We start from the raw sequence: 21831 nt of genomic DNA, 5'->3' as shown, positions 1-21831 counted from the left end.
CTGATTACCAGAGGTTCAGCTATGGTGTCGTATCTCATGACTGGCACCCGGTCAATGGTCTTCTGTCATGGACAATAAAACACAGGAATGGCTTCTTGACTTCATTTACTCAGGCACTAACCGTTCTTGGGGAAAAATGCCAAAGACTGATGAACAAGAGTGAAAACAAACAATCAAACGCTCATCACTAGCAGCCTGTCGGATTTAAGCGTCCGTAGCGAGGATTGCAAGAAATTGAGGATAAAAATCTCTGTTTCTGAGGAGAATAGCGAGCTATTTGACGAAGAAACAGAGATTTTTAGACCAATTTATTGCAACCGCAGTAGGACAGTCTTAAGTCCGACAGGCTGCTAGTTTAATGATCTTCCCCCTGCGATCGCAGTCGACGGTAACCAGATGGCTTAAGTCGTTGCTGAAGGTAGCTGATGTAACCGAATCCCAATGGGAAATAGTGGCTTTTTCTACCCATGATCCATCAGTTGCCTGGCCAATAATTTTCGCCGTGTTATCTTTACTGGCAGTCACCACATGACGGCCATCGGCACTGAAGGTGACCGACCTGACCGGAAGCGTATGGTAAATGATGGATTTTTCTTTCCACAATCCACCGTCCTCACGGCCATAAATTATCACTCTGCAATCTTCACAGGCGATAACCACATGACGGCCATCGGCGCTGAAGGTGGCTGAATTGACGTTGTCGTAGCCATGGTGGATGTTGACTTTTTCTTCCCATAATCGACTCGCATCCGCCTTCTGGCCATAAATTATCACCCTGCCATCTATACAAGTGGTGACCACACGGCAGCCATCGGGGCTGAAAGAGGCTGTTATGACCAAATTCCCATGAACAATAGTGGCTTTTTCTTTCCATGTTCCATCGTCCTCATAGCCATGGATTTTCACACTGTAATCATCACTGGCGGAAACCACATGGTGTCCATCGGCGCTGAAGGTGGCTGATCTGACGACTTCATCATGGTAAATGGTGGCTTGTTCCTCCCATTTTCCGCCCGCCTTCTGGGCGTAGATTTTCGCCGTGCCATCGTAACTGGCGGTCACCACATGGCGACCATCGGCGCTAAAAGTAGCCGAGATAACCCAGTCACCATGAGAAATTCTGGCTTTTTCCAGCAATGATCCATCGGACTCCAGACTGCAGATTTTCGCTGTTTTATCGTCGCTGGCGGTGACCACATGGTGGCCATTGGCGCTGAAAGAAGCTGAATTGACACTTTTACCATGGACAATGATGGCTTTTTCTTTCCATAATCCATCGTCCTCATGACCATAGATTTTCGCCATGTTGTTGTCATCGGTAGTCACCAGACGGCGGCTATCAGGGCTGAAGTTAGCCGAGCTGATATAACCATTATGGTGAACGGTGGCTTGTTCTTCCCATGTTCCATTGGCCTTCCAACTGAAGATTTTTGCGGTTTTATCGTCACTGGTGGTCACGACGTGGCGCCCATCGTCGCTGAAGGTGGCTGATCTGACCCAGTCATCATGGGAAATGATGGCTTTTTCTTGCCATGATCCATTGTCCTCCTGGTCATAGATTTTCGCCGTGCAATCATTACTGGCAGTCACCAGGTGGAGGCCATCGGTACTGAAAGTGGCCGATCTGATAGGGCGTCTATGGGAAATAGTGGCTTTCGTCTCTAAACTGAACGTTTTGCATTGCGACATTAAATCAGTGTTGTTGAAAAAGACCAGAGCAGGAAAATAAGCATTCTTTCGGCGTTTTATAAGTGATCGGGTTAACACTTGATTATTCGTAAAATGCCCCACCCAACGGCTGAGTTGTTCATCATTTTTTGCGGAGATAACTGTCTTTAGTAACGACTGGTGTGTTGAAGAAAAGCGGCGATACCACGCCTTTGCCAGAATATCTTCTCCTTTAATAAGCTCACGAAAGTAGCTGCACACCTGCTTTAAACGGGCAATATCTTTAAGTCTCAAACAGCCAATAATTTTCAATTGTGTCAGGCTGGGCAAATTGAGTAGTGAACGTTCATCCTTGTCCGCTACAGTAATTTTCCTGCCTGCACTGACACCCATACCCGTTGGTAATCGCCCAGATATAGATTGTCCAGGCGTTGTTGAGCGAGAAATATCAGGGTTGTTATTGATTCGATCCATGGGTGGTTGCTCCACACCTCGTATTTATCTTCAATTAGAAAGAGTCAATTAGAAAAGACGTTCGGAATTGACGCTGTATGTTCGACGCGTTTTTAAAGTAAAAGTTCATAATATGTTTTTAAGCGCAACTGAACAAAGTTTCTGTCTTCCAACATACTCAGAATGACTGACTTCAATCAGTCAGAGCTCCATGGAGCTGTAAGACTTGGAATTTTCATTTTCCACGTCTCAAATCAAGAAAAGTTGAAGCTGATTTCTTAGGTAGATATGTCCTGTCAAGTACTGGATTTCTGAGTCTTTGACAGATTAACCAGTCATTTTTTGGCCTTCAGGCTTTACTGAAAAAAAGCCCAACGGCAGGCTTGTTAGTTACTATTCTAATGAGGTTGTTTTAACTAATTGAAGGCAAGGTTATGATCCTGGAGCGCTCCTTTATGGTGCTTTTGTTTTCAGTGTTTTTTTTCTTTCAGCAGGGGCTGGCAAAGGATACCTATGACCTTGAAGAGTTTCGCCAGTATTTTAAAAAAAACCGGAATCCACCTTCGAAAGAACAACAAGAGGGCGCAGATAATTCGATCGTGAGTCCCTTTGAAAATATTCGTATTGGCTTTTTCAGACTGAATTTAACGGCTGACGATGTATCTGGAGATGATCGACTGGAAATACATAATGATTTTTTGCTTGATGAGCAAGACTTTAGAAATCTGTCAAGCTTTTACTTTAACTATGTCAACATTGGGGATTCTCAACATCGGCATGGGCGCATTCAGAAAATACTAAGGCTTATATTTCGTATATTCACTGTAAATACGACCACGGAAAACAGCCCGGAAGATCAGGAGCTAATACAGGCAATGGCAAAAAGCCTTTTTGATCCATTGTTTTATAATCAAAGCAACGCTGACGGGATTAACCCCTATTACACTATTTTCAATCCAGATTCACCAGAATTCCTGTCTCATCATATCAATATTGATAACAGTTTAGCCCTGATGTATTTTACTTTTCTTGGTCCTTATGTTCTTACCATGAATACCTTCTTACATCATTCTGATGTTCTGATTAGACGTCTCACCCGAAACAGCTACCATCCGGCATTATCCAATTCACTGCTGTCTGGCAATATCAGCGAATATTATTCTGCGCAAGGCTTTGCCAATCAGCTCAAAGCAGCGAACCTGGACACTGAAACAGCCCTTTTAATCGGGCTATGCACCATGGCAAGAGCTTCTTCAATGTGCACGAATTTACATTGGAGCTGGCCAGAGACGCTGGAAGCACTGTTGAAAAAATTCATGTCCACTGGAATTTTGGGCAACTGCTTCAATGCTATTTCGCTCCTACGCCAAGGACCCTTTGCTTCTGTACCCGAGTTTTCGCATAGCTATCAAGGCATGCGAGAGTTTGCATACAATATTCTGGGTCTTGACATTAACTTCACACCCTCGCGTTTATTAGCTAAAGAAATCTATTCACATTCAGGCATTCCCGGCAATCTGTCGGACCATTCTCTCCAGGATACCGGTTCTTCCCGTAATTTTGACTCTGGCTGGCGTTCAGAAAATCAAGGTTCCAACAATGGAACAACGCTGGAAGCAGGAGCAATTGAGGGAGCCACAGAAGGACGTCAGGAATGTTTGATTTGTTCAGGATCACTGGAAGATAAAACAATATCAGAAAACTTCATACGCTCTGTTTTTTGCACAGCCTGTACTAAGAACATTTTAAAGGACTAGAAAAGAAGGGAAGCCATGCTTCCCTTTAATCTTTCCTGCTGTTCTGACACTCTTTCCGGCCTTTACTGGGCTGACTCAGGCGGACCTTCGGTAATAACTACGGGGCTATTGGAGCGGTTCAAACCTTCAAAAGCCTCCAGTCTCACAGGCTTATGGCGTACTTCCTTCCAATGCTTTTCCCAATCGTTATCGAAATCGTTCTCACCTTCCTGGTAAGTGTTGTCGCCCAGTTTATCAGCGATCACTTTGATACTGTTTTTAATGATTTCCAATTTTTCATTTTCATGTTCAGAATTGTAATTGGCAAAGTTTGCAATCTCATGTTCTGCCAGCACCTTTCTAGCGGTATCCCAAAGTTTATGAAAATCAGCTCGCTCCATAAGCTGGTCGTCCCATGGAATGAGGGTAACGGGCTCCTCACCTGGAAAGGCAATGGTCACTTTGAGATCTTTTGGAGCATTCTTTGGATTATCCAGAGCCCCCTTGGCTCGATTTAATAAGGAAAACTCCTCATAGCGATTGGAGATCGGAGCTGCTTCATTCAGCTTCTCCTTCTGCCTGGCAATGAGTTGATCCTTAGTCATGGTTTCAAGCTCTCTGAACTCCCTGAAGGCTTTTTCTTCGGGAGTCTCGGGTACCGGTGGTGCCGGTGGTACCGGTGGTGCCGGTGGTGCCGGTGGTACCGGTGGTACCGGTGGTGCCGGTGGTGCCGGTGGTACCGGTGGTGCCGGTGGTGCCGGTGGTGCCGGTGGTGCCGGTGGTGCCGGTGGTGCCGGTGGTACCGGTAGTGCCGGTGGTACCGGTGGTGCCGGTGGTACCGGTGGTTCTTCGCCGGGTCTCAGCCCCGGTGTATTTTCGGGGTCTGAAGAATCTATTCTTCTTTCGCTTAAAGGCGTATCAGGCGTCTTTTTTTGCTGAAGCTGGCTTAACTGATGATCAGGGTTCACAGGACCACTGATTTTATGAGTTTTTGAATTCCCGTCATTTGATAAAGGGTCGTTGCCACCTGTACTTCCAGACGGTGTTTGAAGATGACTACCATTCCCTCTGATTTCCATGCCACTGCTCATATGCTGCTCCTTTCCTGTTAATCGCCATGACCAGAGTCATCGGCAAAGTGCATTCCTGATTGAGTTGGAAACTCTCCTCAGAGGGTCAACTTCCTCTGTCCATATAAGGTTTGATTCTGAAAGATCTAAAAGGTTCCTTCACATTCCACTTTTTTTCACTCTCAGATTCGAGCTTAAGAAGCGGTTTGTCAGCAACAATTGAGTCGGCATGAAGTGATCTCTGCAAGCAGATCACCGCAAACGATGGGGAATATGATCATCAAAAAAGGCCACTCCTGAAACAGAAGCAGCCTTTTAGGAGAAGCAGAGCTTCGGGAAGATGACTACATCATGCCACCCATACCGCCCATACCACCCATGCCGCCCATGTCAGGCATAGCAGGAGCAGCAGCGTCAGCGGGCTCATCAGCAACCATGGCTTCAGTAGTGATCATCAGACCTGCAACAGAAGCAGCCGCCTGCAGGGCAGAACGGGTTACTTTAGCAGGGTCCAGAATACCCATTTCGATCATGTCGCCGTACTCGCCGGTAGCAGCATTGTAACCGAAGTTGCCTTCGCCGGATTTAACCTTATCAACAACAACAGAAGCTTCATCACCGGAGTTGGAAGCAATCTGACGGATTGGACCTTCAAGAGCGCGCAGAATCAGCTCAACACCGGCTTTCTGCTCAGCATTCGCCGTTTCAACAGAGATCTTGGAGAGCGCGCGAACTAGAGCAACACCACCACCAGCTACAACGCCTTCTTCCACGGCTGCGCGGGTAGCGTGCAGAGCGTCTTCTACACGAGCCTTTTTCTCTTTCATTTCCACTTCGGTCGCAGCGCCAACCTTGACCACAGCAACACCGCCAGCCAGCTTGGCAACACGCTCTTGCAGTTTTTCCTTGTCGTAGTCGGAGGAGGAGTTTTCGATCTCGGCACGGATCTGCTCAACACGGGAAATGATATCAGCCTGGTTGCCAGCACCATCAACAAGGGTGGTGTCTTCCTTGGTGATGGCTATACGCTTGGCAGAACCCAGGTCTTCCAGAGAAGCGGCTTCCAGAGACAGACCCACCTCTTCAGAAATAACAGTACCACCGGTCAGGATCGCTATGTCCTGCAGCATGGCTTTGCGACGGTCACCGAAGCCAGGCGCTTTAACAGCAGCTACCTTAACAATGCCACGCATGTTATTTACAACCAGAGTGGCCAGAGCTTCGCCTTCAACATCTTCAGCGATGATCAGCAGAGGCTTGCCAGCTTTGGCTACGTTTTCCAGTACTGGCAGCAGATCACGAATGTTGGAGATCTTTTTGTCAACCAGCAGGATGAAAGGATTTTCCAGTTCAGCAGACATGCTTTCCTGGTTGTTGATGAAGTAAGGAGAGAGGTAGCCACGATCGAACTGCATACCTTCTACTACGTCCAGTTCATTTTCCAGACCGGAACCTTCTTCAACGGTGATAACACCTTCCTTGCCTACTTTCTCCATGGCTTCAGCGATGATCTGACCCACCAGCTCATCGGAGTTAGCGGAGATAGTGCCTACCTGAGCGATGGACTTGCTGTCTTCGCAAGGTGTGGCCATAGCTTTCAGTTGTTCAACAACAGCCGCTACCGCCTTGTCGATGCCACGCTTGAGATCCATTGGATTCATGCCGGCAGCTACGTACTTCAGACCTTCGTTCAGAATAGACTGCGCCAGTACAGTTGCAGTGGTCGTACCATCACCCGCCTGGTCGTTGGCCTGGGATGCGACTTCCTTAACCAGCTGAGCACCCATGTTCTGGAATTTGTCAGCCAGCTCGATTTCCTTGGCTACAGATACACCATCTTTAGTGATGGTTGGAGCGCCGAAAGACTTTTCCAGCAGAACGTTACGGCCTTTTGGACCCAAAGTCGCTTTTACAGCGTCGGCCAGAATGTTGACGCCTTCCAGCATTTGTTTGCGAGCTTCGTCGCCGAACTTAACCTGTTTTGCTGCCATGATGGGTAATCCTTTGGAAATTTAAAACAGTTGCTATGAAATCGGGGTTCCGGGATCAGTCTTCCAGAACAGCGTAGATTTCGCTCTCGGATACGATGATCAGCTCTTCACCGTCAATCTTCACGGTGTCAGAACCAGCGTACTTACCAAAAATGACTTTGTCGCCGACGCTCACACCCACAGGACGCTTTTCACCGTTGTCCAGAAATACGCCGTCACCGACAGCCACTACCACACCCTGGTTTGGCTTTTCAGTAGCAGAACCTGGCAACACGATACCGCCAGCAGAGGTAGTGGTTTCTTCTTCACGACGAACGACCACGCGATCACGCAACGGACGGATTTTCATCGATGTATCTCTCCAACTGTTTATGCCGAAAAATCAGCAATCAACTCTTGTAAAACGGTCTGACTTGCATCGCCAGAACCGAACCCAATTATCGGTACTAAGTAGGTAGGGGTGGCTTTTGTCTTTTCAAGGGGGTACTAAGATTTTTTTTCATCTTCGCGCTTGAACTCACCCTCAAGGGTCTGGTGAATCCCCCGGTTAGTGTCGACGTCTTCACGGTAGTATTCACCCTCAAAGGTGTTGGATGACGCCTGCCAGCGACCATTTTTGATCATTCGTCTTACCAGCATACTGCGCACCGGGGGAATGAGCAGAACCAGCCCGATAAAATCGGTGATAAAGCCGGGAACCATCAGCAACACTCCGCCCAGGGCGGTTACAAAACCTTTCAGCAATTCCAGTGCAGGCTTCTCGCCACGATTCATTTTCTCTCGGGCCTTGAGCATGGTACGAAAACCCTGACGACGGATGACCGCCATACCTGCCACCATACCCAGGATAACCAGAGCCAGTGTATTAAGTGCGCCAATATAACTACCTACCTTGATCAGCACGACCAGTTCAAGAGCAGGGAGCAGTAAAAAAATCCAAACGGGGAAGCGCATAGAAGCCTCCAGAGACAATGGTGCTTCTTATATAATGTTAATTGTGCAAACTTCAAGAGTTTAGACGCAAAAAGCCCCGAACACGTCGGGGCTTTTTGCTAAAAGCAAAGCCTGTTATCAGGCCACTTTAGCCATCTCAACCAGAGTCTTGCGTACTGCCATTGGCTCATCCACTTCTTTCGGGAAAGGAATACGAACCAGCCTGTCTTTCAGTAGCAGGTGCATGCCAGTGGCATCAATACCTGCCATCTTTGGCTCAACACCTTCCGGAAGATCAATATCAGCAGCTTTGCAGTACTTCACCATCGCCTCGACATGATCTTCGTTCATATGCTTGACCATGCCCTTTTCTACGCTGCCGTAAAATGGGTTTTCACGAGTCATCAGCTCATTTTTTACCCAGAAAATCTGACCAAAACCACCGATGAAACGAGCACGCTTCAGATGAATTCGGTAGAAGTCAAAACCATGGGTTTTGTGATAGTGGGCAGAAGGTGGGAAGAAAGAGTAGTAACGTTGCTCCAACTCCTTCAGTTCTTCACTGTCCGTTGTAATCTTTTCTGCATCACCCATCCAGGTCAGACGGCCAGCCTTATGGATATCGTCTACACCACTCTGGGTAATAATCAAGGAAACCTTGGGGTTGGCTTCAATGTTTTTGGTGTGCTGGGCGAGGTCACTGATCAGGATGATCGGGCTGCCCTGCCCGTCGAGGCAGTAAGGCATAACAGAACCAAACGGATACCCGGGCACATCATCAGAGTGAGTCGACAAAATACCGTGGTACTCATTCAAAAGTAAGTTGCGTGCGTCGTGCGCCGCCTGAACCTTGGGTTCCATCTGTTTCCCCCTGAATTTTCATATCATAAAACATACCACTTATAACCACTGCCTTTGAAGATTTCCCAAATCCAGCGGGTATATTTCGATATGTAGAATACTGCTGATCAACCTATAGCCGGAATCAACTATCTATAGCTGGAATCAACTATGGCTGAATATTAAGACACCTGTTTCAGGTATTTTTCGGCGATTATATATTAATGAGAGTGATTATCAATAAGATTTTCATGCGCTGTTAGCCGCTAATCACCAGGCAAACATGCAATCATTGAACAATACCGCAGACTGTTAACGTTGGAACTTTGTTCGAGCATTGAGGTCTGAATGCTCAGGATGGCTGGTAACGCACTTAAATCAGCCCATTTACCTCAATTTAACTTACAGGAATTTCGTTATGCAGATCGGTAATCCAATGGCTCAGAGCCTGTCAATGGGACAGCCTGCTTCCACATCAGCCAATGCCTCTGAGGAGGGGGTGTTTAGAAATATCAGGAAAGTTTTTTCCTGGTATGATCCGATGGAGGGAACCAGGACAAAATTATTACCCAGCTTAGCACTCGTGGCGGGGACTGCTTCTGCAGGAGCGGTTTCCCTGGATGCTTTGGTAAAGAACTGGCCCCCTGTCACTGTGCCAACCGGCACAGGTCTGGCCGATCGCGCTGTTGCCGTGCTGGAAGATACCGTTCAGAGACATCCATGGGTCTGCGGTGCCGCCGTCGGAGCAGCAACAGCTTTCGTAGGGTTGAACATGCTTGCCAGTAGTCTGAAGCCATTGGCCAAAGAGTGTATAGAAGCTGCCCGGGACGGGGTGAGGCATGAGCTTCACAGGGACTTTCAAGAAATCACGGTTCTCAAAGAGCTGATTGCTCAACATCAGAAAAAGATGTTGGAACTTAAGCCTCTTCTATCGGAGGAGGAAGCAAGATACAAAAAACATTCACAGGAAGCCTATGAGAATCGCCTGGCCGAGTTCTGGCAAGAAGCTAATAGTATGGCGGGGCATTTGAAAAGTTATGTCGATGGCTTGCTGTCGTCTGGCCGCAGTTATCGGAGAAATGTCCTGCGTGGAGATAACCCGGCTCATCTTTACAGGGCTGGTGTGGAGTTAGAAAGGTTTGTCAGCAGGGAGAATCAGGACTATTCATTCCTTTCCCAACGACAACTGCTTGATGCACTCAGACCTGTCTTAAGTGAGGATGAATTAAAGAGAGTTAAAATCATACTCCGAAACTTTCCTATCAAACCTTTTCTTTTCGTCCATCGCGGGCCAATAGCCAGAGAGTACGCAGAAATTCAGGAACAAAACGCATCAGACCAAAGAGAGGTTGGCGGATTGCAATCCAAAATCAGAAAAGTGCTGGCCCAATACCCGATTTTAAAGCCTGACGCTGCTGGCAATATCCCCAAACCTCCGGCTAAGGAGTTTGGGCGCTATATGCCAGAGTAATTTGATTGATGGTGTCGTCATTGAACTAAGGCCGGTTTGCGGGCCCAGAGTTCCAGAGAGGCTCCTTATCCACAAAAGCGCTTCTGACAGTGAAAGATATCGCTACATCCCTGGCTGATCAGGAAGAGCTCTGACAAAGCAGCTCGTTCTAATGGCTGCTCCGCATAACAGGGCCGTTTATAGAGAATTCGTTGTGTTCCGTTACAATCACTAAGTGGTTTTCAGACGCAGAAGAACAGTAGAATGAATCTTGAACGAAGCAACATCCTGATTACCGGCGCTGCCCGTGGTCTGGGCAGGGCCATGGCGCTGCATCTGGCAAAAAAAGGCGCTGGCCTTGGACTGATAGATCTTGAAGGCGAAGCCCTGGATCAGGCGTTAAAAGAATGCTCTGAGCTGGGAGCAAAAACCATTGCCCTGCCCACCAATGTCGCCAATGAGCAGGAAGTAGAAAACAGTGTCAGGCTTGCCAGCGAGAAACTGGGCCCGCTCAATGGTCTTATCAATAATGCTGGCATCCTGCGTGACGGCTTACTGATCAGGACAAAAGACGGCAAGGTCACTGACAGGCTTTCATTGGCAAAATGGCAGTCAGTCATTGACGTCAATCTCACGGGTGTTTTTCTTTGTGGTCGTGAGGTGGCGGCCAGCATGATTGATTCAGGCAGCAAAGGATTGATTCTGAACATTGCCAGCATTTCCCGCTCAGGCAACTTTGGACAAACCAACTACTCCGCCGCTAAAGCCGGTGTCGTCGCCATGACAGTATCCTGGGCCAGGGAACTGGCTCGTTTTGGCATCAGGAGTGCTGCCATTGCACCGGGCATGATTGAGACTGAAATGACGCTGGGCATGAAGCCTGAAGCCCGCGCCAAAATGACTGCAGGTATTCCGGCTGGACGTATGGGCAAGCCTGAAGAGATTGCGGCAACTGTCGCCTTCATTTTTGAAAACGACTACTTCAATGGTCGTGTATTGGAACTGGATGGAGGTTTACGCCTCTGATTGGTTGCCGCAGAAGCTATTTAGCCTCTGCGGCCAGCCTCCACCCTCTCTACCAGGAATAACCAATGCCCACCTTGATCTGACTGGAGGTTTTGTCAGCACCCTCTGTTGGAATACTGTCGTAATCCAGATAATGCATCAGGTTTAAAGAAAGACTTTCAGATAACCCCACCCTCAAACCATGCTCCCCATCAAACAACCACTGCTGACCTGAGTTCAGACGGTAAAACAGCTTACTGTTAAAGTAATACTCAAGGTTATCAATGAGCTTCTTCCGGTACACCAGCCCAGTTGTCACGGCCAGGTTTTTTTGGTTATCTTCCAGCTGATAATCTTCCCAGAGATGGGTCAGGCCGACAGTGGTAATCAAGGTTTCTTTGACCGTTTCCCTGAAGCGGTAACCTACCGACCCTCCCAGGGTCAGTCTTGATCTCAAATCTTCCGTGGAGTCGTACTCCTGCTCCAGAGAGCCCTGGACAAACCAGTGTTCAGTGAAATAGCGACTGTAAGCATACCCCAGCTCCCACTCTTTGGTGGAAGAGTCTGAGTCTTCTTCTTTCTCTATTTCAATGTCCCACTTAAAACTGTTCTTGTTCCACTCGTCATTGATATCGAGATTGCCACTGAGCGTGAAGGTGGTTTCATTGTCCTCACCCTGATCACTGTCCAACCCAAAGTTGACCTTGCCCGCAATGTCCCAGTTAGAAGCCAGTACGGGTTGTTCACGGCGAATTTCTGCTACTGGCCAGGCGGCCGAGAAGCTCCGCTCAAAACCATCGGGATCCACAACCACCAGTTGGTCGCCATTGCTCTTTAACTGACGCTGCTGAGCCTCTTTCTCACCAATCAAACCAATCCAGACGGGCTGATCGGTTTCAAGAGAACGAACATGACGCCAATTGATGGAAATATCTCCAGCATACCGGGTAGAAACAGTCAGTTTACCCGCTTCCAGCCCCATGATTTTGCCACTGATTACATCTCCATTTTCCATCCATATCTTATCCCCATGGGCCATCGCTGCCATGCAGGAAAGAAGTAGTACCCAGACTTTGCGTAACCCAGGAAAACGGCCAATGCCCCTGAAACACTGGACCCCCATGAATACCCCTCGATGAATCGATGTCTTAATGCTTTATAAGGGGGACAAGAGTTCCAAATTAATGAAAGCTTAACAAGAGGGAAAGCCGCTATAGGCATCAGTTTTGCCTCTACAAACGGGTGCCTGGAACCAACAAAAAGGCAGAATCATCGTTTGTCTTGACAGCTTAGTGTGCTTAGTCGGGGGAAATTAAAAAACTTTTCACGACAAATGGCCAACAGATTAAGATATGCTTGGCAAGTCCGCTGGTAATACCTACCCCTTTCCAATCACTCTGGAGACCAGGCTTGCAAGCACCGTTCAGTCCATCCGATATCTGGCTCATCCTGACCAAAATACCCGAGGGTAAGGTGGTCACTTATGGACAACTGGCCAACATGGTCGGTGCTCCGGGCTATGCCCGGGTAGTGGGTAATATTATGAAGCAACTGCCTTCAGGTTCCGGACTTCCCTGGCACAGGGTCATCAATAGCAAGGGACAGATTTCGTTTCCGGAAACCAGCGCCAAGTATCAGCAACAGCAATCCTTGCTTGAGTCAGAAGGTATTACTTTTCTTAATGGCAAGGTCAATCTGAAGCTATATCAATGGAGTGGAGATTAAAGTTTGAACGATCAGGATCAGCACCCGGAAGACATTGCTCTGGCGATTGAAATTATTCGCCAGTTGGAAAACCTTAACTATCAACCCGAGACCATTCTCCAGGCAATGATGCATATTTGCAGGGATTCTCTCGGCAAGCTCCCCGAACAGGAAAAAGAACAATGGCAGGCAAAACTCATTGCCGAGATCAAACGCTAGGAGCCTGACCGAGAATAGCGCCCGTAGCGAGGACGGCAGAAAATTGAGGATGAAAATTCGGTTTTGTGAGGAGAATAGCGAGCTATTTGACGAACAAAAGCGGATTTTCAGACCAATTTGCTGCCGCCGCAGTAGGGCAGTCTATTCTCGGTCAGGCTGCTAGGAAGCTTATATTGTCCGCCCCTCCTAAACGGCTTCAAGTAAGCCAAAATGGAGTTAACTATTTAAACAGGATTAATCGGAGCGAACCACCCATGACTATATCCCGTTAGGCGTGGAGCAGGGCCAGAAGCCGACTGTCGAGCTCTACCCGAATGGATAAAGCGTTAACGTGTGCTACTTTTAAGAGCTGGCAAACCTTAATTAACGTGCATACAATAATTCTATGAAGTATGAAGTGACTCGAACGCGGGAGTTTGTCCGCTGGCAAACCCGACTGAAGGACCGTCAAGCCCGCAGGGCGGTTACCATGCGCTTGGTCCGTGCCCGTGCTGGCCACCTGGGCGACACCAAACCGTTGGGTGGTGGTGTCAGTGAAATGAGAATTTTTGCAGGCAAGGGTTACCGCCTTTATTTCACGATCCGTGAGGGTCAGCTGATTGTGTTGCTTTGCGCTGGCGACAAGTCCAGCCAGTCCAGAGACATAGAAAAAGCCAGACAGATCCTGAAAGACCTGGAGGAATAAACGATGAGTTTGAAATTGACACCCTTTGATCCTTTTGACCATGCCCTGACCGATGAAGACATTCCATGGTTTCTGACGGAGGCTTACCTTGATGAGGACCCCGCTGTGTTCATCATTGCCCTTGGGGATGTGGTAAAGCACAAAGGCGTGGCCGAGCTGGCCGAGCAGACCGGACTGAATCCCGAAAGCCTTTACAAAGCCTTCAACGGCAAGACTCAGCCCCGCTGGGATACGGTTCACCGCATTCTTAAGGCGCTGGGTGTCCGGTTGCAGGTGGCGGCCTGAGTTGGTTAAACCTTTGTGCCCTTGATAAAAGGGAGATTAAACGTTATGCCGAAGCTTATACCGGGCACTATATGGCCCACTGATGAAGAAGAGGCGGCCATCAATGCAGGCATTGCCGCTGGTCCTGACACATATGAACTTACTGACGAGGAGTTCAAACAATTACGCCCAGTGGGGCGACCCAAGGCCGAAGAGACCAAGGAGCGGATTACTATCCGGCTGTCACCCGAGGTGGTAGAATTTTTCCGCGCCACTGGCAAAGGCTGGCAGACCCGTATCAATGAAGCTTTGCGTGAACATGTGGTCAGGCATTCAGGGTGACAGCTCATGCGGCCTCCCCCTGCTCTGGTTTCACCGGGTCCCCAGCCAGCCGAAACGCCACTTCAGTACTCCCCCCCCCCCGCAGATTGCGATGAGCATGTACAGTTGATGGCAATCAGGTAAAAACCGGCAACCTGAAACCTGATAGGAGACTTGGCCCTTGAGGCCGTCGGACTGATAAGGCCAGGTTGCGCGGATACCCATCAGGGCCAGAAGGTTAGACCTCATGAATAGGCCGTATGTAATTGCAGTTATCTTTGTTTGCAAGTTAAATGACCTCCGTCAGAGCCGGAGGCTTATTAGGTGACGCCCTCAAAGGGCTTTTATTGCGCCCAAGGGCGCGTGTCAAAACCAAGTTTCAGCTGATCTCGTGTTTCATCATTTTTCTCCTGATTTCGGATATATTCCCTAACCACATCTTCATCAAGACCTACTGTGCTGACAAAATACCCTCTTGCCCAGAAATGCTCACCAGAAAAATTCCTCTGCTTACCTTTGAAGTGTCTCGCAATAGCTATTGCGCATTTACCCTCCAAATAGCCAACAACATTTGAAACAGAATGTTTCGGCGGAATGCTAATGCAAATATGAACGTGATCTCGCATCAAATGCCCTTCCACAATTTCACACCCTTTGCGACTGGCAAGATCGTGGAAAATGGCTCCCAGAAATTTTCTCAAGCTCCCATAAATAACCTTTTGCCTCTTTTTGGGAATAAAGACAATGTGATACTTACAATCCCATCGAGTATGAGTCAGACTTTTGTAGTCTGGCATAAGTCAAACCTCTTGGTTCTTGGCGGAACCTTTGAGGTTAGCTACCGAAGCCTCGGTATAACCTATGCGAGTCTCCCCGGCATAGCCGGGGGTTTACCTAATGATTAATTAACAAAACAGGCTCTTGCAAAACGGGGCGGACCATATAAGCCTTCCAGGCGGGCTTTAAGCCCGCCTGGTGTCAATCGCGTGCAGCTTCCTCAGATTGCTCCATAAGCCTCTGCACGTAACTGATTAACAGCAGCACCGGCAAACCAAGAATAGCGGAGCCTGCAAAAAAGACAGGATAGTTCACTGCATCCACCACGCTACCGGAGTACCCCGCCAATAGTTTCGGTACAAGCGACATCAGCGAACTGAAGACTGCGTACTGCATCGCTGTGAATGCACGATTCGTCAAACCGGAGAGGAAAGCAACAAAGGCAGCAGAGGCAATACCTGCACTGAGATTGTCAGTTGCGATGACCACAGCCAGAATCCAGGTTTCAGGTTCCATTTGAGCCAGCAGGGAAAACAGCAGGTTACTGATAGCAGCCAATAGCCCACCGATCCAGAGAATTTTCATCACCCCGTAGCGAAGGGCTAACAATCCCCCCAGAAAACCACCGGCAATGGTCATTAACAGACCAAAGGTTTTGGTAACAGCTGCTATCTGTTCCTTGCTGTAACCCATGTCCTTGTAGAACACATTAGCCACTGCCCCCATAACAATATCGGCAATCCGATAGGTGCCTACCAGCAGCAAAATATAGATCGCCAGTTTTCCGTAACGCGCAAAGAAATCAGCAAAAGGAGCCACATAGGTTTCTCTGACCATCCCCTTGGGCGCTACGTTCAGACTGATCATCAACCAGGCAGCCCCACCACCCAGAGCCACACTGAACAGCAATCGGAAAGATTCAGAAAAGAACCCTGCAACATGAACTGAAACACCGCCATCAACCAACATTGTTTTCAACTGGGAAGAGATCTCGGGAGTTAATGTAAAACCTGCAACAAAAGCCCCTGCCGCTACTACAAACAACCCCAGAAAACGAACATAGTCACTGGTGCCATAATCCTGAGAGAAGGCAGACTGATTGTTTTCAGGCTCTGGAATCAACAAGGTGGTGACAACCCCTACCAGCATGAACGCAGCCATACAGCGATAGACAGAAGCCCAGGCCTGGTAGTGATAAACGGATTCATCACCCCCTGAAAACCAGCTGGCCAGTGCCAGACTGCCAGCCCCGGCCACCAGCATGCCGACTCTGTAGCCCGCAATGTAGGCGGAAGACATCATGGCCTGAAGATCGCTCTCTGCAGCTTCTATCCGGTAGGCATCAATCACTATATCCTGTGTAGCAGATGAGAATCCCAGCATCACAGCCCCCACTGCAACCCAGGTCAATCCATAGACAGGATCATGACTCGCCATAAATAAAAGAGCAGCCATCACCGCGAACTGGGCGAGTAATAGCCAGGCTCTGCGACGCCCGAGACTTTTTGTCAACCATGGCAGAGGGACCCTGTCTACCAGAGGGGCCCAGACAAACTTGAAGGAGTAACCCAGGGCAGCCCAGCTAAAGAAGGTCACCATGCTGCGTTCAACACCCGCCTCCCTGAGCCAGATAGAAAGGCTGCTGAATATGAGTAATATGGGAAGGCCGGCTGAAAAACCAAGAAACAGAACACTGATGACCCTTGGATGCCTGAAGCTTTTCCATGCCTCTCCCCAGGAACGGGAAGAAGAGTCCATTAGTTGCATTCTGCTCCTCCGGGTTTGCTCTTCACAGATGTCAGCGAGTTCTTCGTTGAACTCATAGAAAGGTGCCCTGATAATAACATACCGTTAACGTCTTCCAGTGGTCGAATCTGGCAAATTTATTTTATAGAACTATCGGGAAAGTTTAATAAAAGCACACCCGAACATGCCGGGGAATATTTTTTTGTCTCGATGTTGATTTACAGGATGCCGGTAAACAGGAGAGGCAAGCCCCTCCTGCCAGAATCAGTCTCTGAAGTTGTTGTACTGCAGAGGCATCTCGGTATCCGCTTCTCTCAACAATGCAATAGCGGTCTGAAGATCATCACGCTTCTTACCCGTAACGCGAACCTGCTCACCCTGAATGGCTGGCTGTACCTTGAGCTTGGCATCCTTGATCATCTTGACGATTTTTTTGGCTTGCTCTTTATCCAGCCCCTGACGAACTATGACATCCTGTTTGACCTGTTTGCCAGAACCATAATGATCTTTCACTTCCAGACATTTAACATCAATGCCCCGCTTGACCATTTTGGTTTTCAGCATTTCAACCATTTGCAGCAGCTGGAAGTCAGCATCGGCCGTCATCACAATCTGGTTTTCACCGCTTTTTTCAAAGCTGGCTTCAACCCCTCTGAAATCATAACGGGTGGTCAGCTCACGGTTCGCCTGATCGACCGCATTGGTCAACTCGTGCATATCCACTTCTGAAACAATATCAAATGAAGGCATGAGGGATTCCCCAATCAACAAATTTTAAACGTTGACGACTATTGTATCCGAGAATCCCTGTTGAATGGCAAGCTTAGGTTGAACAGGGTATGGCAATCAGGATGATTGACCACGGTCTTCCAACCTGAAACCAATTCTGACGGTTACCTGAAAGTGTGCAATCTCACCATCCTCAACATGGCCCCGATGCTCCACCACTTCGTACCAGCCCAGGTGATTAAGAGTGACACTGGCAGTGGCAATAGCATTGCGAATAGCGTCATCGCTGCTGACAGTCGAGCTGCCTACCACTTCCAGGATTTTATAGATGTGTGCCATAAATACTCTCCACGACATTGGAACGTCAGGAGAAGTATAGACGTCCATTTAATCACGTTTGCCAAGAACAAACATTTGATAACCGAACTGTCCCAGGAATTTTCTGTAGATTTCCAGCTCAGTCTCAATATTCTTCAGCGCTAATGAGTCAGGCATGGCAGGTGACAAATCATGGATTCGTTTTTTCAGTGGTTCGGAGTAGTTATCCCAGGACTCCCGGCTTAGAGAAAAATGGTCGACTATATCATATCCGACAGCGTCCATTTGCTTGAGACGATTGCTGATCGTCTGCATATCAGGGTAGTCTTGCTGCCAATGGGCCATCGCTTCCTGATCCGGATTATCTGTTAGCCATACCAGGTCGCTTACCACCATGAAGCCACCGGGCCGCAGTAATGACTGCCATTGCGTCAGGGCTTTTTGGACCCCCATGATATAAGCACTGCCTTCCGACCAGATAAGATCAAAGCTTTCACTCTCAAAGGGCAATTCAGTCATGCTCACGCAAACGCTGGAAAGCCGTCCGGAAATATCCTGCTTCTCAAAACGCTCTTTTAATCGAGCCAGTGCTGACGCTTCATTATCTATGGCAGTGATGTGTGCTTCGGTATTGTCTATCAACACTCTGGTTGACAGGCCTTTGCCACAACCAATCTCCAGAATATCAGCAGGAGCTTCGGGCACCAGTGATAATGCTTTCAGCGTGTCTTTTTCACTGCCTGGACCCCAGCGTTCGAGGGTCTCATAAACTTTCATAAAGTCGATCATATAAGTCTCGTGATCATTCATATCTTTCGATAACCACTTCAATCTGAGGGCTTCTTTTTCACTAAAACCCTGTTTTACTAACCAGTTCAGATGAGCATCAGGAGCAACCTTATCGAGGTCTTCATGCCAGGCTCTGAGGTCACCCTCACCCAGCATGGCTGCCAACAGCGCTCGTGACTGCTGCTTCAGTGCAATGTCTTCATCAAGCTGCCTGAGGCGGTTTTTCAACAGGTCCCTGTCTATCTTTTTTTCAAGGCAAACTTTGCACTCTTTCAAAGTCAGCCCTCCCGCCTGCAGTTGCTGAATCAAGCGGACTCTTTGAAGGTCTTTATCACTGTAAAGACGGTAGCCATTTTCAAGTCTTTTACCTGAAATAAGCTGCTGCTTCTCGTAGTAGAGAAGCGCTGTACGTGAAAGCCCTACAGCGGCGGCTAACTCAGAAATCCGGTACACACTGATGCATCCTCAAACCATCAACAGGAAGGAACTTTAAGCTATAAAGCTGTAGACAGGTCAAGAAAAATTGAATGATCGAGAACAAATAGAGACCAACACCCGGAGCCTTAGAGAGGGTGTCACAAAACTCTCTCCGCCGTGAGAACGAGTTGACTCCCGTCATTCCCGGCTTCATTCTCGTCATTCCCGCGAAGGCGGGAATCCACAGTGACTCATCACCAGAACCATACTGCCCGGTGACCCCCTGGCCTTGTCATCCGCGAGAAGGCAGAGATCCACCGTTGGCGCTGGATTCCCGCCTTCGCGGGAATGACGACCTCAGAGCGTGGGAACGAGTAGTTGGAGTTTTGCGACACCCTCTTTGTCGAGGGTGTCACAAAAATACTTACCCATTCAGATCAGGTCTTTATTATTACAACTACTGATTATAGGGTCGCCCGGACGGGCGCTATTCTCTGTCAGGCTCCAATTTGTCCAATAGCGCCTCAAGATACCCTATATACTGACGATATGCAGATAATTGCCACCCAACCCGCATTAGCCTGGGATCGATCGGTCTGATCTGAAAACCGAAACTTTTAGCCAATTTGTCAAAAGGAACACCGACGACTTTGTTCAAGGTCGCTTTGCCAGCCTTCTGCATATCTTGCTCCTCATGCTCCATGGCAAGCCTGATCAAAAATCGCGACAATAGCTCTACAAACGCAGCCTCTGATTGAACAGGCCCCTTCGTATTAGAATCGTCCGAGATGCCTTTTAACCAATGATAAGTCTGACTGCAAACTGCTCCAACGGTAGCTTCTCTCTGAAATTGTTGTAATTCATCAATGGGGGGTATGATGCCCCGTCCAAAGCCGCTACGAAAAGGTTCAATAAATTCTTCTAAAGATTCCAGCATTTCCGGAGATATTGGCGTGTAAACCAGATCCCGGACATCAACTTCGCCGGTTGTATCCGTTGGGCTGGGGGTATTTTGCTCCTCAACCAGACCATTCCCGGTAGCACGGCTATGAAAAAGCAAGAACAGTCCAATAACAAGTGAATAATAAACAGTATCTTTTACTATGCGCAAAATATCGTTATTGGCAGTACTGTTAGCGTGATCAATACAATAAATACTGATACGATCGCTCTCCAGTTTCATCATGAAATTACCCGGTTGGAAATCGGTGTTAAAAAAGTGGGATTCACTGATTGAATCCAAATAAACCGTTAGCACAAGTTTATGAATGCCAACGATAATAGTCTTTATTTCCGTTTCACTTAACCTTCCACCCTCTTTCCAGTCCGGCTGCCATGAAGCGAGCCTCTCCCTTAATGCGTCTGTACGATCGAGAGAACAGCCATCAATATACTCCATCACAAGGGCATCAGGGCTGGATAACGATACAGCCACCTCAGGTACCCTGAACTGAACTGGCACCTGATGGCCTGAACCGGTACTTACGCGGTACTCGTTTGTTTCTGTCAAATTTTTTAATGCCTCAGACGCTTTTTCAGTAAACTTAAGTTCCTGTGATAAATCACACTCATTACTAAAACTCTTGAATGCCTTGGAAAAGTCGTCAAAGTCCTTCTCTGACATAAAACCCCGGTCATAAAAGTCAGAAAACACGTCGGTCATTATCGAAACATCAATGTTAATTTTTTCTGCCAATTCTGGTGATAAATATTTAACAGCAAAATCTTTTCCATCAATATTAAACTGATCGACCTGGCAAATAGTCCCACGCCCAAGTGTTTCAACATGCCGGACAGTTGCTGCTGAAACGGCAGTGTTAGCCATGACCTGGCTACTGCTGTCATTATCAGCTGCGCCTGATCGTTCCTGCATGGCACCTTCAGAAAGCAGCCTGTCAGAACGCAATCCGGCATTAGCCACATTGCGCTCGACAACTTTCCTGATTACCTCAGGATCAACCTTGCCTGCCGAATACTGACTTGCGGATTTCACTATGTCAGTCACATAGTTATAAACCTTTTGATCTGATTTAAAACACTCAGCCGGTGCTTGAGTTGCTGCCAGGTATTGGCCTATTTTGCCGCATAGCCCACCATTTTCATGGTAAAACTGAGCAACTGCTTCAGGAGAACGTAAACAGACTTTCTTCACCACTGCAGCGCCGCAACTGGCAGCCACCCCAAGAACACGTGATGTCCTCTTCAGGGTGCGGGTGACTCCCTGTGTTATTGAGCCAGCCGCCTGAGATATCGTCCTGAAAACCAGGGAGTCACCCGCTCTGGAGTGACCTGCTGCAGGGTGCTCATGGGCGGGTTGCAATTGCTTGTCGGGATTAATGGCGGTGACAGTGCTTTTTGATGATGCACTGGTGGAATAGTTAGCCTCAGACAGCCTATTGTTTGCACCGGTGCTGGTCAGTCCTGCGGTATTATTCGAAACGTCCATATCAACTCCTTGGTTCATCCATATTGTTTACATACAATCTTTGACTTGAATGAATCAAAGAAGTTCATTTTTAATGCTTATTATTTATTTTGAAAGAAATTAAGGGCGCAATCCCGCTTCTTTAGAGGCGGGTCAAGGCCTTGCAAGGCGTTAGCCTTGCTGTGACAATTGCTTAGATATTGTTACTGACTTTTTCCGAGGTAGTGACCAATAAGACTGCAGTCGTCGGCAACTGCTCCTGCGTTGCTCTAGCTCCTGCATCCATGCAGT

General features: G+C 48.1%; 24 protein-coding genes. 10 read left to right on the top strand and 14 right to left on the bottom strand.

Annotated features, from left to right (window positions below):
• Positions 1-333 precede the first annotated feature (333 nt).
• Positions 334-2142, bottom strand: a complete 1809-nt coding sequence (locus tag ACOJUO_RS13870) for an F-box/WD repeat-containing protein (RefSeq protein WP_422137264.1) — start codon at positions 2140-2142, stop codon at positions 334-336.
• Positions 2143-2996: 854 nt separating this feature from the next.
• Here ACOJUO_RS13870 and ACOJUO_RS13865 point away from each other — a divergent pair.
• Positions 2997-3878 carry a hypothetical protein gene (locus ACOJUO_RS13865; protein ID WP_422132597.1) on the top strand — a complete coding sequence of 294 codons (882 nt, stop codon included), beginning with the start codon at positions 2997-2999 and terminating at the stop codon, positions 3876-3878.
• Positions 3879-3940: 62 nt separating this feature from the next.
• Here the strand turns inward: ACOJUO_RS13865 and ACOJUO_RS13860 are convergent, their stop codons facing one another.
• Positions 3941-4462 (bottom strand): hypothetical protein, encoded by a 522-nt coding sequence (locus tag ACOJUO_RS13860; protein WP_422132596.1) that lies wholly within the window; start codon positions 4460-4462, stop codon positions 3941-3943.
• On the opposite strand from ACOJUO_RS13860, the gene ACOJUO_RS13855 reads away from it, so the two are divergent.
• Positions 4461-4796: a hypothetical protein gene (locus ACOJUO_RS13855; protein ID WP_422137263.1), complete on the top strand. Its 336-nt coding sequence runs from the start codon at positions 4461-4463 to the stop codon at positions 4794-4796. The genes ACOJUO_RS13860 and ACOJUO_RS13855 overlap by 2 nt on opposite strands.
• A gap of 475 nt (positions 4797-5271) precedes the next feature.
• On the opposite strand, the gene groL is transcribed toward ACOJUO_RS13855, so the two are convergent.
• The 4 genes from groL to ACOJUO_RS13835 all read right to left on the bottom strand — a co-directional run bounded on the left by groL (position 5272) and on the right by ACOJUO_RS13835 (position 8712).
• Positions 5272-6918 (bottom strand): chaperonin GroEL, encoded by a 1647-nt coding sequence (gene groL, locus ACOJUO_RS13850; protein ID WP_422132594.1) that lies wholly within the window; start codon positions 6916-6918, stop codon positions 5272-5274.
• A gap of 55 nt (positions 6919-6973) precedes the next feature.
• A complete protein-coding gene (locus ACOJUO_RS13845; protein WP_257252343.1) occupies positions 6974-7267 on the bottom strand; it encodes a co-chaperone GroES in 294 nt (97 codons plus the stop codon).
• 137 nt (positions 7268-7404) lie between these two features.
• Positions 7405-7872, bottom strand: coding sequence for an FxsA family protein (locus ACOJUO_RS13840; RefSeq protein WP_422132593.1), 468 nt, complete (start codon positions 7870-7872; stop codon positions 7405-7407).
• A gap of 117 nt (positions 7873-7989) precedes the next feature.
• Positions 7990-8712 carry a HugZ family protein gene (locus ACOJUO_RS13835; protein ID WP_422137262.1) on the bottom strand — a complete coding sequence of 241 codons (723 nt, stop codon included), beginning with the start codon at positions 8710-8712 and terminating at the stop codon, positions 7990-7992.
• 397 nt (positions 8713-9109) lie between these two features.
• On the opposite strand from ACOJUO_RS13835, the gene ACOJUO_RS13830 reads away from it, so the two are divergent.
• Positions 9110-10162, top strand: a complete 1053-nt coding sequence (locus ACOJUO_RS13830; RefSeq protein WP_422137261.1) for a hypothetical protein — start codon at positions 9110-9112, stop codon at positions 10160-10162.
• Positions 10163-10405: 243 nt separating this feature from the next.
• Entirely contained in the window at positions 10406-11167 is a 762-nt protein-coding gene (locus tag ACOJUO_RS13825; RefSeq protein ID WP_422137260.1) for an SDR family oxidoreductase, read from the top strand.
• 49 nt (positions 11168-11216) lie between these two features.
• Here ACOJUO_RS13825 and ACOJUO_RS13820 read toward each other — a convergent pair whose 3' ends face one another.
• Complete coding sequence (locus ACOJUO_RS13820; protein WP_422137259.1) at positions 11217-12161, bottom strand: DUF481 domain-containing protein; 945 nt, start codon at positions 12159-12161, stop codon at positions 11217-11219.
• A gap of 395 nt (positions 12162-12556) precedes the next feature.
• Here ACOJUO_RS13820 and ACOJUO_RS13815 point away from each other — a divergent pair, with 395 nt between their 5' ends.
• The 5 genes from ACOJUO_RS13815 to ACOJUO_RS13795 all read left to right on the top strand — a co-directional run bounded on the left by ACOJUO_RS13815 (position 12557) and on the right by ACOJUO_RS13795 (position 14360).
• Positions 12557-12871 (top strand): MGMT family protein, encoded by a 315-nt coding sequence (locus ACOJUO_RS13815; protein ID WP_422132588.1) that lies wholly within the window; start codon positions 12557-12559, stop codon positions 12869-12871.
• 3 nt (positions 12872-12874) lie between these two features.
• Positions 12875-13069: a hypothetical protein gene (locus ACOJUO_RS13810; protein WP_422132587.1), complete on the top strand. Its 195-nt coding sequence runs from the start codon at positions 12875-12877 to the stop codon at positions 13067-13069.
• Between the two features lie 397 nt (positions 13070-13466).
• On the top strand, positions 13467-13754 hold the full coding sequence (locus tag ACOJUO_RS13805; RefSeq protein WP_422137258.1) for a type II toxin-antitoxin system RelE/ParE family toxin: 288 nt from the start codon (positions 13467-13469) through the stop codon (positions 13752-13754).
• A gap of 3 nt (positions 13755-13757) precedes the next feature.
• Positions 13758-14039, top strand: coding sequence for an addiction module antidote protein (locus ACOJUO_RS13800; protein WP_422132585.1), 282 nt, complete (start codon positions 13758-13760; stop codon positions 14037-14039).
• Positions 14040-14084: 45 nt separating this feature from the next.
• Positions 14085-14360 carry a BrnA antitoxin family protein gene (locus ACOJUO_RS13795; RefSeq protein WP_422132584.1) on the top strand — a complete coding sequence of 92 codons (276 nt, stop codon included), beginning with the start codon at positions 14085-14087 and terminating at the stop codon, positions 14358-14360.
• A gap of 30 nt (positions 14361-14390) precedes the next feature.
• On the opposite strand, the gene ACOJUO_RS13790 is transcribed toward ACOJUO_RS13795, so the two are convergent.
• The 6 genes from ACOJUO_RS13790 to ACOJUO_RS13765 form a co-directional block, all read right to left on the bottom strand.
• The gene (locus tag ACOJUO_RS13790; RefSeq protein WP_422137257.1) at positions 14391-14588 is read right to left on the bottom strand and encodes a hypothetical protein; all 198 of its coding nucleotides are present in this window, start codon (positions 14586-14588) and stop codon (positions 14391-14393) included.
• A 95-nt stretch (positions 14589-14683) separates the two neighbouring features.
• On the bottom strand, positions 14684-15136 hold the full coding sequence (tnpA, locus tag ACOJUO_RS13785; protein ID WP_422132583.1) for an IS200/IS605 family transposase: 453 nt from the start codon (positions 15134-15136) through the stop codon (positions 14684-14686).
• Positions 15137-15317: 181 nt separating this feature from the next.
• Positions 15318-16883: an AmpG family muropeptide MFS transporter gene (locus ACOJUO_RS13780; RefSeq protein WP_422132582.1), complete on the bottom strand. Its 1566-nt coding sequence runs from the start codon at positions 16881-16883 to the stop codon at positions 15318-15320.
• Between the two features lie 243 nt (positions 16884-17126).
• Positions 17127-17612, bottom strand: coding sequence for a YajQ family cyclic di-GMP-binding protein (locus ACOJUO_RS13775; RefSeq protein ID WP_422132581.1), 486 nt, complete (start codon positions 17610-17612; stop codon positions 17127-17129).
• 96 nt (positions 17613-17708) lie between these two features.
• Positions 17709-17930 carry a dodecin gene (locus ACOJUO_RS13770; protein ID WP_317142992.1) on the bottom strand — a complete coding sequence of 74 codons (222 nt, stop codon included), beginning with the start codon at positions 17928-17930 and terminating at the stop codon, positions 17709-17711.
• 48 nt (positions 17931-17978) lie between these two features.
• Complete coding sequence (locus ACOJUO_RS13765; protein ID WP_422137256.1) at positions 17979-19151, bottom strand: MerR family transcriptional regulator; 1173 nt, start codon at positions 19149-19151, stop codon at positions 17979-17981.
• 152 nt (positions 19152-19303) lie between these two features.
• Here ACOJUO_RS13765 and ACOJUO_RS13760 point away from each other — a divergent pair, with 152 nt between their 5' ends.
• Positions 19304-19579, top strand: coding sequence for a hypothetical protein (locus tag ACOJUO_RS13760; protein ID WP_422137255.1), 276 nt, complete (start codon positions 19304-19306; stop codon positions 19577-19579).
• Between the two features lie 23 nt (positions 19580-19602).
• Here the strand turns inward: ACOJUO_RS13760 and ACOJUO_RS13755 are convergent, their stop codons facing one another.
• Positions 19603-21561, bottom strand: a complete 1959-nt coding sequence (locus ACOJUO_RS13755) for an AarF/UbiB family protein (protein ID WP_422137254.1) — start codon at positions 21559-21561, stop codon at positions 19603-19605.
• Between the last annotated feature and the right edge of the window lie 270 nt (positions 21562-21831).

The organism is Endozoicomonas sp. ALC020 (assembly GCF_049275935.1).
Lineage (GTDB): Bacteria > Pseudomonadota > Gammaproteobacteria > Pseudomonadales > Endozoicomonadaceae > Endozoicomonas_A.
This window is presented reverse-complemented; position numbering and strand designations above follow the sequence as displayed.